This window comes from Sphaerisporangium sp. NBC_01403 (genome assembly GCF_045040145.1).
In the GTDB taxonomy this organism is placed as follows: domain Bacteria; phylum Actinomycetota; class Actinomycetes; order Streptosporangiales; family Streptosporangiaceae; genus Sphaerisporangium; species Sphaerisporangium viridialbum.
The window spans coordinates 3,513,193-3,526,940 of sequence record NZ_CP109534.1; the positions used below are offsets into that span (position 1 = coordinate 3,513,193).

5 protein-coding genes are annotated in these 13,748 nt (G+C 72.4%); 1 reads left to right on the top strand and 4 read right to left on the bottom strand.

Annotated features, from left to right (window positions below; all coding sequences use genetic code 11):
• Positions 1-10: 10 nt before the first annotated feature.
• The 3 genes from OG589_RS16230 to OG589_RS16240 form a co-directional block, all read right to left on the bottom strand.
• Positions 11-5,293, bottom strand: a complete 5,283-nt coding sequence (locus OG589_RS16230; RefSeq protein ID WP_405149905.1) for an SbcC/MukB-like Walker B domain-containing protein — start codon at positions 5,291-5,293, stop codon at positions 11-13.
• Positions 5,290-6,693: a DUF2398 family protein gene (locus OG589_RS16235; protein WP_405149907.1), complete on the bottom strand. Its 1,404-nt coding sequence runs from the start codon at positions 6,691-6,693 to the stop codon at positions 5,290-5,292. Before OG589_RS16235 ends, OG589_RS16230 begins: the two co-directional genes overlap by 4 nt.
• Positions 6,694-6,754: 61 nt before the next feature.
• Positions 6,755-8,386 carry a TIGR02677 family protein gene (locus OG589_RS16240; RefSeq protein WP_405149909.1) on the bottom strand — a complete coding sequence of 544 codons (1,632 nt, stop codon included), beginning with the start codon at positions 8,384-8,386 and terminating at the stop codon, positions 6,755-6,757.
• Positions 8,387-8,980: 594 nt separating this feature from the next.
• Here OG589_RS16240 and OG589_RS16245 point away from each other — a divergent pair.
• Entirely contained in the window at positions 8,981-11,428 is a 2,448-nt protein-coding gene (locus OG589_RS16245) for a M14 family metallopeptidase (protein ID WP_405149910.1), read from the top strand.
• 162 nt (positions 11,429-11,590) lie between these two features.
• On the opposite strand, the gene OG589_RS16250 is transcribed toward OG589_RS16245, so the two are convergent.
• Positions 11,591-13,648: an acetate--CoA ligase family protein gene (locus tag OG589_RS16250; protein WP_405149912.1), complete on the bottom strand. Its 2,058-nt coding sequence runs from the start codon at positions 13,646-13,648 to the stop codon at positions 11,591-11,593.
• Positions 13,649-13,748 lie beyond the last annotated feature (100 nt).

A 13,748-nucleotide genomic window follows, 5' to 3' on the forward strand; every position in this document is an offset into this window, starting at 1 on the left:
GGCTCGCCCGTCACACCAGAGCCTCCTGCTCCTCCAGGTCGTCCTCGTCGTCGGTGTAGAGGGTGTCCCCCGGCGAGCCGGCCGGGGAGTGCCGCCGGGGGGTGAACCCGAGAAGCTCCTTTACCAGCTCGTCGTTGCCCGCGTATCCGGCGTCGGCGTCGAAGACCTGGGCCCCGTCCCAGAGCGCCAGGATGGTCGACACGGTGCGCAGCTCGCTGTCGTGCAGCAGGTCGTAGTGCGCGATCATCGGCACGGTGGGGTACGTGCACCACAGGTCGTGGCCGGTCATGAAGAGGTCGAGGTCGAACTGCACGGTGAGCCCGAGAAGCTCGGGTTTGTAGTTGTCGTCGATGCCGGCGAACGCCTCGTCGAGGGCGATCACGCGCGGGCACGACGCCCGTCCTGAGGAGTAGAGCGCGTTGGCGGCGGCGAACAGCGGCAGGTGGATCGAGGCGGACTTCTCGCCGCCCGACATCTGCGAGTGCTTCGCCCGGGTCAGCCTTACCTCGGGCTCGCCTCGCCGCGCCATCAGCAGCTCGAAGGTGTACCAGGAGCGGTAGTCGAGGACGCCGGCGAGCGCCTCCTTGTAGGTCGCGCGGGAGTTCCTCGCGCGGTAGTCCCTGATCATCTGCCGGAGGTGCCCGCGGAGCGTGACGAGCCCCTGGTGCCCGAGCCCCGCCGCATCGCGCACCAGCAGCGCCGCCACGGCACGCTGCCTGTCGTCGATCTTGTCGGACTGGACCCAGCGGATGCCGATCGTGGTCCCGGACGACATGGGCTTGGAACGGGTGTCGGCGTTCATGCCACGCACCAGGTCCTTGGCGGCGGCGACGCGCGTGTGGATCTGCTGTGCCAGGCCGGTCAGCAGCTCGTCCTCCAGGACGGTGCGCTCGCGTTGCTCAAGGAGCACGCCCTGCTCCTCCGCGCGCTCGGCGATAGCGCGGGCGAACGCCGACACCGGGCCCCGCCCGTCGGCGTCGATGACGTGGACGGTCAGCACCGCGCCGGGCTCCCAGTCGAGCCGGTAGTCCTCCTGGCAGTTCTCCAGGGCCGCCTGGAAGTCGCGCAGGGCGTTGGAGACGCGGTCGAGCGTGTTCTTCAGCGTGGCATCGGTGACCGCGCGCCCTCCCTGGGTCGCCGCGTCGTAGGCGTCGATCAGGGTCAGGGCATCGGCAGGCAGGGTCGCGCGGACCGCCTCCAGCGGGTCGGGCGGCTCTGCCAGCATCAGCTCGGCGACGCCCTCGCCCGCCCGCTCGGGGCCCTGCGGATGGCTCTCCAGGGGCCAGGGTGTGGGATCGGCGACCCCGGCGAGCGGGCGGAGGTCGGCCTGGGTGTAGGGGACGAACTCGGCGATCTGCCCGGCCATGCTCTGGAAGGCGCCGGCGAGGGCCTCACGCCCGTGTTCGAGCTCGGCTCCCGCGAGCACCTCGGCCTCCCGCTCGCGGGTCGCCACCAGCTCGTGCTCGCCGCGGGCCGCACGCGCCCGGGCGATCAGGCCCTCGGTCTCGGTGATCTGGCCGAGCACTTCCTTCAGGTCGGCGTCGAACGTGCGTTCGAGCGTTTCGAGCCGTTCGACCAGGACGGCGTGCGCCGCCTCGCGCGTGCCGAGAGCCATCGCCCCCTCGGCCTGTTCCTGGCTCAGCCGCTCGATGGTCTCCTCGCGCTCCGCGAGGTCGCCACGCGCCGTGGCGATCTTCTCCCGCTCCGCGCACAGCGCTTCCGCCGCGCGCATCAGGTCGTCGAGCGCCTGGGCGACGGCGTCGACCTCGCGCGGGTCGCGCGGCATCGCCAGCTCGGCGGCGGCCTGCCTGAGCCGCCTGGTCGCCGCGCCCACCTCGGCGACCGCGCCGTCGACGCGCTTCGCGGCCTCGCCGAGCCGTGCCCGCGCCACCGCCAGGCGGGTGGCCCGATCGGCGACCCCGCCCGCGGCCGTGACGATCGGCCCGGTCTCGGGCAGTTCCTTCCTGGCACGGCTGAAATCGGCCACGAGCCCGTTGAGACGCTCGGACTTCTCGCTCAGGCCCTTCTGGGTCTCGAGGTGCGCCGTGATGAGCCGGTCGTACTCGGCGAGGCGCGACTGGCGGCGGGCCGCCCGGTTGGTGGCCCCGATGTACTCCGCCGACTCCTTGGGCCGCGCCCCAACGTAGGGACCCACCCCAAAGTGACCCCCGCTGCCAACCGCCAAACCCACCCACGAACCAGCCCCATCACCACCACCCGCCGCGAACCAAGCCCCCCCGCCGCCCACCCGGCCCGCCCCCGAACCGTCACCACCATCCGAAGTGAAGCCGCCCCCCGACCTCGACCCGAGGCCATCGCCACCGGCCGACGTGAACCCGACCTCCGGAGCCGAGCCCGGAGCGGGGCCGTCGCCGTCCTCCGACGTGCCGTTGACACCATCTGCCGGGGCTGCTCGCACCAGAGCCTCGTCGAGGGCGATCGAGTGCAGGACGGCTTCGATGACGGCGACGGGCACCATGCTCTGCCGCTCGGCGAGGAGGACGTCGGCGAGGGTCTGCCCCTGGGGCCGCCGCTCCTCGGGCAGGGGGACCAGGTATGCGTCGGCCTCGCCCCCGGCCAGCGCCGCGACGGTGAGCTCCGGATCGGGGTGGATCCAGGCCGTGAGCAGCCCGGCCCCGTACAGAGCGCCCTCGATGCCGGCGGCGGCACGTTCGTCCACTCCCTCGGCGAAGCGCACCAGCCGCCAGAGCGACGCGCCCGGACGCCCGTCACGGGCGGCCGTGCGCAGGTGGTCGGTGGGAGGCGCGTCGTCGCGCTCGGCCGCCACCGCCTCCCGTTCAGACCGCAGGTCTCGCAGGAGCGTCGCGACGCGCGCCTCCTCGGCGGTCACGTGAGCCCTGGCCTCGATCACCGCGGCCCGGCGTTCCTCTGTCAGCTCGCCGAAGACCTCCGGCAGCCGCCGCGCCCCCGCCTCACCGACCGCCTCCAGCGTCTCCTCCAACGCCGCGAGATCACCAACACCGACCACTGAGACATCGCTGTCCGACGCTCCGCCCCCACCCGGCCCAACCCCGCCGACCGCGACCACCGCCGCGTCGAAAGCGTCACCTTCGCCCGGCACGACAGCGTCGACCGCCGGGCCGGGAGCACCACCGGCCAGCCCCACGCCACCGACCGCGACCACCGCCGGATCGAGGGCGCCGCCTCCGGGTGACCCCACGTCGCCGGCCGTGGCTATCGCCGGGTCCGTGACGACGACCCAGCGTTCCGCCCATCGGGTGAGGGCGTCCTTGGCCGTGCGGCGTGAGTGGTCGAGCTTGTCCTGGGCGCTGGCCAGCTCGGTCTCGCCCGAGGTGACGGCCTGGCCGGCCTCTTCCACCGCTGTCTCGGCGCGCCTCCGCTTGGCCTCGGCCTCGGACAGCAGGGCCAGGTGACCACGGATCGTCTCCACGTCACCACGCCGGGCTGTGACCCTCGCCCTGGCCAGCGCGAGGCTCTCGCGCGCAGGCACCTCGGCAACTCCGCCACCCCCCGCCGTGTGACCGCCGCCGGAGGTCCCACCGCCGTTGGTCGTGGGGTCCCCGGCGGTGAGAGCACCAGGGTCGGTGAGGGCACCGGAATCGGTGAGGGTGGCATCCGTGAGGGCGCCGGGCTTTTTGAGTGCGCGGGAGTCCTTGAGGGAGCGAGGGTCGGTGAGGGTGGCGGGATCGGGGACGCCGGCGCGGGCGGCGGCGTCGGCCAGTTCGTTGAGGTGCCGGTCGGCCTTGTCGTGAGCGTCCCTCAGCCGCTCGGCGACCTTGCCGGCCTCGGTGCCCAGCTTGGCGATGTGACCACGCACCTGGTCGAGGCGCCGGCGCTCCCCGGCGATGCCCGCGCCGTCGTCGGCGATCTGGCGGCGCAGCCCGTCGAGCTCTCCCCTGGCCTTGTACGCCTCGTGCTGCTTCAGCACGGCGAGCCTGCCGTCATACCTCGCCAGCTCGGCTTCGGCGGCCTCGCGCCCGGCCGTGGCGGCGGCGCGAGCCGTGCGGGCGCGGCGCAGCTCGGACGCGGCCCGGGCGATGCGGGCGGCGCAGCCCGCCGCCCCGTCGAGCCGCTCGTGAATGCGGTCGAGGTGGTGCCGGACATGGGCCCGCAGGTACGCGGTGTAGTGGCCGAGGAACTCCTTGACGGCCCCGTCGGCGAGGGTGAGATCGTCGAAGAGCCGCTGCACCGCGGCGAGGTTCTCGAAGTCGCGGGCGGCCTGCTCGACCAGAACGGGGTCGACGGGGCTGAGCCCGGCGCTGAGGGTGTCGGAGACCTTCATCGGATCGAGATCCTTGGCGAGCAGCGGGCGGCGCAGCGCCAGGAGAAGGTCGAGGAGCTGGGCGTAGCGCTCCTTGCCGAGCCCGAACAGGCGGGCGTCGACCGCGGCCCGGTAGTCGGTGGCGGTTCTGTGCCTGGCACCGGGCTCAAGGACCGCCTTGAGCTGCTTCTCGGTGAGGGGCCGCGAATCGGCGGACAGCAGCCCGAAGTCCACGCCGACGCGCCTGCCGGTCACGAAGAACGAGGGCGTGACTCCGTCGCGGTGCCGGTGAGCCCGCAGCCCGATGATCAGCGTGACCGCGTCCGCGCCACCCGGCCCGGCCTCAGCTCCCGAGCCTTGGTCGTGCCAGTTGTACGGGTCGTCCTGGTGGCCCCTGCCGTTCCGACGCTCCTGGCTGTGCGAGTCGCCCCGGTCGTGCGAGAGGCCCCCGTCCTCCTGGCCGCCCCGGTCGAGCGAGTCGCCCCCGTCCTCCTGGCCGCCCCGGTCGAGCGGGTCGTCCCCGTCCTCCGGGTCGTGCGAGCTGCGCCGGTCGTTCCTGTCACCCCGGTTGTACGGGTCGTGCCGGTTGTACGGGTCGTGCCGGTCCTCCCGGCCCTCCCGGCCCTCCCGGTCGTGCCGGCCCTCCTGCTCGTCCCGTTCATCCCGATCGTCCTGGTTCTCCCGGTCGTGCGGGTACTCCCGGTGCTCGCGGGCAGAGTGGCTTGAGCCTGTGTGGCTCATCTCAGGTGTGTCGTCGGGGTCTCGGGTGAACTCCATCCAGACGTAGCCGTACTCGGCTTCCTGGCCTCGGTAGAGCAGGTTGGACTTCATGGTGCGGTTCTCGCCGCTGAAGGGGTCGAGGCGTCTGGCGTCGCTCACGCCGTCGAGCACGAACGGGAACAGCACCTCCAGGGCCTTGGTCTTACCCGAGCCGTTGTGCCCGCGCAGCACCAGGCGCCCGTCAGCGAAGACGAACTCCTCGTCGATGTAGTCCCAGATATTGATCACACCTGCGCGGGACGGTTTGAAGCGGCCGGATGCGGGTGTCATGAACGGGATTCCTCCGGAAGAGACGGCGAGAGGTGCAGGCCGAGCTGGCCCTGGTTGTGGCGCCTGTCGGGCAGCGCCAGCGCGATGTTGCGGTAGCGGGCGAACGCGGGCAGCAGCAGCACGCCTCCGGGATGCCGCCTGACCAGCCGCAGCTCGGTGAGGAGCGTGACCGCGGCGTCGAGCAGGCCCTCAGGATCGTGCTGCCACACAATGGAGAACGAGGCGGCGCCCAGCTCTTCGTACAGCTCGCCCACCATCGCGGTGAGCCGTGCCCGCTCGACCAGCGCCACCTCGGCCGAGGGCGGAGTCACGGCGCCCGGCTCAGCGGCGGGGGGCGGGGCCCACGCGAGCTCGCGGACGACACCTGCCCGGGGCAGGGCGGAGTCGATGCGCGCGAGGAGGTCACTCTGGTCGTCGGCGTCGCTCGGCAGGTCGAGGAACTTCACCGAGGAACGCTCACCGGGGTCTTCGAGCAGGTCGGCGATCTTCGCGAGGAGGAGGCCCGCCGCGCGGTTGACCGCCCCGCCCCGCCCGGGGAACGGCTTGTCGGTGAAGCGGCCCCCCGCGTCCGCGAGCATGACGCCCTCGGCCCGGCACTCCACGGCCAGGCCGGTGAGGCGGGCCAGGTCGGCGGCGAGGCCGGGTTCCCGCAGGAAGTCGGCGACCTCGGGCTCGACCTGGGCGAAGTAGACGACCGGGTGCTCGACGAGGAGCCGGCGGGCACGGCGCGCCGTGTCCTCGGGGCGCGCCGGGCCGTGGCCGCCGGAGCCCTCCAGCAGGCCCGCCGCGCTGGTGAGGTGCTGCACCGGGCGCGCGGGCTTGAACAGGATCGCGCAGATGTCGTGGTCGATGTCGAACAGGGCGTCGCCCCGCTCGGTGTCGTGCGCCCAGGCGTCCAGCGACCCGTCCGAGAGCCGCAGGGCGCCGCGCTCGACCAGCCAGTCGAGGCAGTCGACCACCGCGGCCTTGTGCGCGCCGACGGTGGGATCGAACCCGAGCCCCTCGATCGTGTTGGCCGCCGGGGCGAAGGCCCGTACGAGGTCGGCCAGGCTGATCTCGACGCGGGACCGCTGGAACAGCGCCAGCACCAGGCACAGGTAGGCCAGGCGGCGCCGGTCGAACGGCTTGCCCTTCTTGGCGAACAACAGCCGTTGCGTCTCGTCGAACGCGTCGAGCCTGCGCACGACCCGGACCTGCGTGGTCGTCGCGATCACGGTGTAGCCGAAGAGCTCGCGGAGGTCGCGGGTGAGCTGGTCGGCCCAGTGGAGCACCTGCTCCAGGGCGCCGGGGCGCGGACGGGATGCGGTGATCAGGTCGTTGGTCAGGGCGAGACGCACGGCCTGCTGGTAGGAGCCCAGCTCGCTCGGCAGGACCCCGGCCGCCGCGCCGCGCGCCCTCATCGGGACACCCCGGCGCCGGGCCCCTGGAGCTTCCCGACGGCCGATCCAGGAACACATGCCCTCATCGGAGTGCTCCATCGGCCTGCGGGTGCTCTCCCCTATCGCCTGCGAGCGGTGCCCGGGCGGCGGCGGCCCGCGCGCGCTCGCGGAGCGCTCCCGTGGTGTGCGCGGCAGGTTCGAGGTCGAGCCGGAGGCCGGGCAGGTGGAGGACCCCGTGGACGGTGCGAACCGTGCTTCCGCCCGGCTCGGGGACCAGGCGGATCGTCATCGACTCGTTGCCCCCGGAGGCGGATCGCAGGCGGCCGGCGACGACGGTGCGGGCCTCCAGCGCCCGGGTCAGGAGCCGCAGGACCACGCGGGTCTCCGCCTCGTCGAGGACGCGCCCGTGGACTCCGGCCTTCACCAGACCCTCGGCGGCCTCCCGCTCGGCGGCGCGGCCGGAGGCCTGCCGCCGGCGCAGCTCCCCACGGATGCCGGCCCGCCCCCGGACCGGCTGCGGAACGCCGGGAGCCGGGGCCTTGCCCCGGCGGAACAGGGGCACGGAGATCTCCACACCCGGGGCGTCCCACCAGGTGGAACGGACGGAGATGACCTCGGCGTCGTCGTGGGCCCCTCCGAGGTGCCGCGACGTGCGGGAGTTGAACGCCGCCGTCATCAGGGCGTGAGCGGCTCCCTCGTCGGGCACGTTGAAGACCCACTCGGCCAGGTGCCGGAGCTGGGTCGACCGGTTGACGCCGCCCCGCTGGGCCTCGGCGATCTGCCGGAGCAGCGCGATGACGCTCGACACGCCGGTGCGGGTCGCGGCGCGCAGCTCGGCCGCGCGCGAGGACTCGGCTCCGTCGGCGGCGAACCAGGCGCGCAGCACCGCCCAGCGGCGGCGCCAGTCGTCCAGCCGTTCGCCGTAGCCCATGAAGAGCCGCTCGTCGGCCGCGGCGGCCCGGCCGAGCATGGTCTCGACGCCTGTTCGCTCGACGTCGCGGACGGCGCCGTCGAGGCGGGGCAGGTAGCGGTCGAGCTCGGCCATGAAGTCGGTCATGTGGGTCAGCAGGGTGTTCTTGTAGCGGAGGAAGGCCTCGGGGGAGGCGTCGGTGGACCGGGTGATCTCGGCGAGCGTGAGGTGGAAGCGGGCGGAGCGACGTGCCATGTCCTCCATGACCGCGTCGAGACGGGAGAGCCGCCGCCAGACCTGCTCGCCGTGGCCCGAGAGGTTGGCCTCGGCGAGCGCCTTGAGATCTTCCAGGATGTCGGAGAAGACCAGCCGCGACAGGTTGGCGTCCTGCAGCCGGGCGGCGAGGACCTCCTCGACGGCCGCGAACGCCTGGTAGCCCAGCTCGCTGAACTGGTAGACCGACTGGCGGTTGCGATAGCGGACGAGGCTGCCGGCCCTGGAGGCGTCTTCGAGCCGGTGGACGACGCCGTCGTCGGCGAGCGCGTCGAGCCGGGACCGGAGGTTGTCGTCGGCCGGCGGCGCGTCGTCATAGGCGGCGCCCAGCTCGGCGAGCACGCGGGCGACGTCGTCGGGATGGGCCTGGAGCTGGTGGACGGCCCGGAGACGGTCCATGGCGCGGAGCACCCAGAGGTAGACCAGGTGGTCGTCGCGCCGGGTGAAGTTGAACAGGCGGAAGCGGTCGCTCACGGCGAACGCATCCAGGTCGAAGGCGCGCGACGCGCCCGTGACAGCTCTCTCCGTCATCCCCACTCCCCCGGCCGGCCGTGAGGTCGCTCGGAGAAACGACCTCTGGCGGCGAACAGCAATCCTCACCGCGGAGAGAGGACGGCCCTCTCCCCGGCACCTCACCTCGCACGCGGCGAGCCCCCTGTGCGAAGCACAGAGCCGATCACACTCATGGATACACGAAGATCTCACCCCCCGGATCGGCACGGACCGCACCTGTGGACGAACGCGGAGTGCTCCACAGACCGCGCACAATCTTGCTTGTGAACGGCCGTCGTCGCACCTCACCGCCCATTGATAGCGCCCGCCACCGACAATTCCCGGCCCGCGCCCGGCGGGGACCGGCCGCGTGAAAGGCGAACGACGCCGGACGGCCGGGGCCACGCCGGGCGGTCACCGATCCCGCGCCCGCCCCGCACCCAGCGTGACCAGAAACCCTGGGCGATATGTCACGAAATTTCACTACAAACTCTTTAACCACACCCGATAGCCAGAAATGTCGCCTTTGGGTCTTGACGAAAGATCTTTATTTGGCAAAGACTCCTCACCACCTGCGTGCTCAGACCCGGGACGACCCCCTGCCCGGGCCAGCATGCCAACAGGAGGAATCTCTTGAGGAGTTCTTTCACCGGCAGACGAGCCGGCCGCCTAGCGGCCGGGCTCGCCCTGCCCGTCGCCTTGACCTTCACCGCAATCCCCGTTCTCGCCGCCCCCACCCCCTCCCCCACCTCGGTGGCTCCCGACCACCAGTCCAGCACCGTCCAGGACGGCGTCGCCCTGTTGCGCATCGTCGTCCCCGACCAGGCCGGCGTGGACGAGCTCAACGACCTGGGCGTCGACCTGGCCGAATACAAGAAGCCTCTCGACAACGGCATCGAGGTGCACGCCGTACTCAGCCCCGAGGAGGCCGACGACCTCCGCGCCAAGGGGTTCGACGTGCGCGGCGCCATCTCAGACCAGGCGGACGCCGTCGCGAACCTGTCCGAGCGCCAGTCCGCCATCAAGTCGGCGGACGCGGCGGAGGCGACGACCGACAAGCTCACCGCGCTGCGCGCCGAGTGGTTCACCAGCACCGACGACCAGCGCTTCATCTCCGTTGAGGTGAAGTCGAGCGCCACCGACGCGGAGACCGTGCTCACCGCCACCTGGGACAGCGGCCCCAAGACCGCCCCCGACTCCGGCGGCACGGCGACGATGTCGCGGTTCACCGACGCCGGCCAGTACATGTACCACCGGTTCAACTCGCCGCTGCCCATCACGCAGGCGCCGACCAAGGTGACCATCACCAGCAACCGCGGCGGCACCATCACGGTCCCGGTGACCAAGTGGCTCGGTGACAAGCGCAAGGCCCCGAACAAGCACTACGTCCAGGACTTCGTCGACCACTACATGGACCCGACCGAGACCACCGGCCGGTTCACCTCCCTGGCGTCGCAGTTCCCGAAGATCTCGCAGATCATCGACCTGCCGTACAAGACGAACGGCTACCGGCGCGCCGCGCAGGCGCAGTTCGGCACCGTCACGGCGAGCACGCTGTACGTGACCTCCAAGGCCTTCGGGTCCGAAGGCGGCAACGACATCAGCGTCGCGCTGGTGAAGCCGGATACGGCCTCCAGCGCGCTCGGCGTGTCGGTCACCGGCAAGGACGTGGTGGTCAGGCTCGCCACGGACGGATCCAACGCGATCACCAGCACCGCCGCCCAGGTGGTGACCGCGCTCAACGGCGACGCCGCCGCGTCGGCGCTGCTCAGCGCGAGCACCTACCGGGGCAACGCGGGCGCCGGCCTGGTCGCCGCCGCTCCGGCCACCAAGCTGACCGACAACCTCAAGGCTCCGACGACCGTCAAGCGCGAGCCGTTCCAGATGAAGGCCCTGCGCATCGGCAAGAAGCGGGACGGCTCCAAGGTGGGCGTGTTCCTCTACTGCCAGGAGCACGCACGCGAGTGGGTAACCCCGCTGGTCTGCGTGGAGGCCGCCGAGCGCCTGCTGCGGAACTACTCGCTCGACGAGCGCACCAAGAAGCTGGTGGACAACCTCGACATCTTCGTGGTGCCGACCATCAACCCCGACGGCGCGCACTACTCGATGTACGACTACAACATGCAGCGCAAGAACATGACGAACCACTGCACCGACACCGCGTCGGACCCCGCGTCGCGGAACTCCTGGGGCGTGGACCTGAACCGGAACTTCTCGGTCGGTTCGCTCTTCGACGGGTACAGCGGAGCCTCGTCGAGCTGCACCAGCGGGACGTACGCCGGTCCGGCCGAGCTGTCGGAGCCCGAGGCGCGCAACGAGGTATGGCTCACCAACCAGTTCCCGAACATCAAGTTCGCGATGAACACCCACTCCTACGGCGGCTACTTCATGTGGCCTCCCGGCGCGTACAAGAACGAGGGCCGCGAGCTGCTGCCCCGCGTCGACTTCGGCACGGAGAACTTCTTCTGGGACGCCTCCAGCCACATCCTGTCCTCGGTGCAGGGCTGGCGCGGCACGGCGATCTGGCCCGGTCGCACCGGTCCTGTCCCGGACGTCCTGTACTCGGCGGCGGGCAACAGCGCCGACGAGCACTGGTTCAACCGCGGCATCATCGGCTGGGACTTCGAGGTGGGCGCGGACGTCTACAACCCCACCACCAAGCGGTTCGACGCGGTGGGCTTCCAGCCGACCTTCGATGAGGGCCATGAGGAGGCGATGGAGTTCGCCAGCGGCCAGATCGCCATCCTGGAGGTCGCCAGGGCCTTCGCCGACGACAAGCAGAACCCCAGCTCCAAGCTCGACGTGACGGGACGCACCGACACCACGACGACGTTCACCTTCAAGATCGACGAACCGGCGAACGTCTACTACACGCTGGACGGCAGCCGCCCGACGCTGACCTCCCAGAAGCTCACGTCATCCGGCATGCGCGAGGGATCCCAGCAGATCACGGTGGGCAAGACCACCGAGGTGCACTGGTTCGCCGTGGACATCGCCGGCAACGTCGAGAAGAACTACCGCCCCGACGGCAATGGCAACAACTACATGAAGGAAAAGGTCGAGGTCCGCAAGGTCCGGTAGCCGCGGGCCGTGAGACCGCGAGGTCCCACGGCGAGCGGTGACGCCGGGTCGGTGGACTCGACCCAGAATGGCCAGGTGGCCGCCGGTTCCAGAACCGGCGGCCACCGTTCACTTCCCGGGCGCGGAATCAAGGACCGCTCCCTCCCCGGACTCGGACACCGCTCACGCCTCAGGCTCGGGCTCGAACACTCCAGGCCCCGGCTCGAACACGGCCAGGGCGTCCACGGCGAGCACGCCGTCCGGGGCGGCCCGCAACGGGTTCACCTCGCATTCGACGACGTCCGGACGGCCGGCCACCAGCCGGGACACCGCCGCGACCGCCTCGGCGACCGCCTCCAGCGCGACCGGCGGCCGGCCGCGCCACCCCGTCAGCAGGGCGTGGCCACGGAGCCCGCGCAGCATCTCCAGAGCCTGGGCGGGCGTGACGGGGGCGAGCTCCACCGCGACGTCGCGATAGAGCTCCGCCTGGACGCCGCCGAGCCCGGCGAGCACGACCGGCCCGAACGACGGGTCCTGCCGCCCGCCGACGATCAGCTCCACCACCCCCGTCCGCGCGTCCATCTCCTCCAGCACGTACTCCCCCTGGCCCAGCCGTGCCACCAGGGCCGCAAGAGCCTCGGCCGCCGCCCCGGCGTCCGCCAGCCCGAGCACCACTCCGCCGAGGTCGCTCTTGTGCTCCAGCCAGGCCGCCTTGAGGGCGTACGGCGCGCGCAGCCTCCCCGCGGCGGCGGCCACGGACGCCGCGTCGCGTACGGGCAGAGCGCCCGTGAAGGGGACCCCGCAGGCCGCGAGCGCGTCGCGGGCCGCCAGGTAGGCGGAGGCCTGTGGTGGAGGGGCGGCGTGGCCATCGGGGGGCGTGGGCGGCAACGGCCGTACCGGGTGGAGGGCGAGCCCGGCCGCGTACGCCAGGGCACGCGCCGCGGCGTCGATGGTGTGATAGACGGGAACGCCGTGCTCGCGCAGCGTGTCGACCGCCGGGCACTCGCGGGTCATGCCGTGGACGACGACAGGCCGCCCGCCGGTACGTACGGCCTCGCCGAGCCGGGCGACGACCCGCTGCTCCGCGACGGCGAGCGACGGCTCGTCCGCGCCGTAGGAGCCGAAGTAGCCGGTGAGCACCACCGCGTCCACCTCACCGCCGTCCACGAGCCGCCGGGTGAGGCGCGCGTAGACCCCGAGGTCGCGCTCACCCGCGCCGGCGAGGTCCACGGGGTTGCGCACCGCGGCCCCGTCGGGCAGCGCCTCGGCCATCTCGCGCGCGGCGCCGGCCAGCTCGGGCAGGTCGAGCCCGGCGCGCGTGATCACGTCGGCGGCGACGGCTCCCTGGCCGCCGCTGTCGCCGATGACCGCGACCCGCCGCCCCGCCAGGCGCGGCGCCCGGATCAGCAGCTGCGCCAGGTCGACGGCCTGGGCGGGGGTCTCGACCAGGACGGCTCCCGCCGCGCGGCACGCCGCCTCGACGACGTCCCGCCCGGCGGTCAGCGCGCCGGTGTGGGAACGGGCGGCGGCCCGGGAGGCCTCGCTCGCCCCCACGGTGAGCACGATGACGGGCCTGCCGTGCTCGCGGAGGCGGCGGAGCGTCCCGACCAGCTCGCGGCCGTCGGGGAAGGCCTCCAGGTACAGCACGACCGCGGCCGTGGGCTCGTGGCCGGAGAGGTCGGCGAGGATCTCCCGCGCCGAGACGTCGGCCTGGTTGCCCACCGAGACGAACCGTGAGACTCCGATGCCCGCTTCACGCGCGAGCCCCGCCAGCTCCAGCCCGAGCTGCCCGGACTGCGACACGATCCCGAGCGAGCCGGGGACGAAGTTGCCCCAGGCCAGATCGAGCTCCGTCGCGGCGTCGTAGATCCCGAGACAGTTCGGCCCGACCAGACGGGCTCCCGCCGCGCGCACGCGCTCGGCGAGCCCGGCCTCGTCCACCCCGGCGGTGATCGCGAGGAAGCCGCGCACGCCCAGGTCGAGCGCCTCGGCGACGATCCGGCCGGCCGAGTCCGGCGGCACGCTGAGCACCACGAGCTCGGGCACTTCCGGGAGGGCGGCGAGCCCGGGGACGCTGGTCACCCCCTCGACGACGGCTCCTGACCTGCTCACCAGGTGGACCCGGCGGCGGTGAGCGCCGCGCAACGCCCCTCGCGCCAGCCAGTACCCCCACTTGGCCCGATCGGCCGACGCGCCGACGACGGCCACGGAGGCGGGGTCGGAGAACACGCGCAGTGTCATGCGTCCCCCGCCGGGCTCGTCTCCGCGCGGCACCCGATGATCTTCATGCCGTCTCCTGCCGTCCGGCGTTCCCGGCTCACCGGCCGGGCGCGTAAATTGA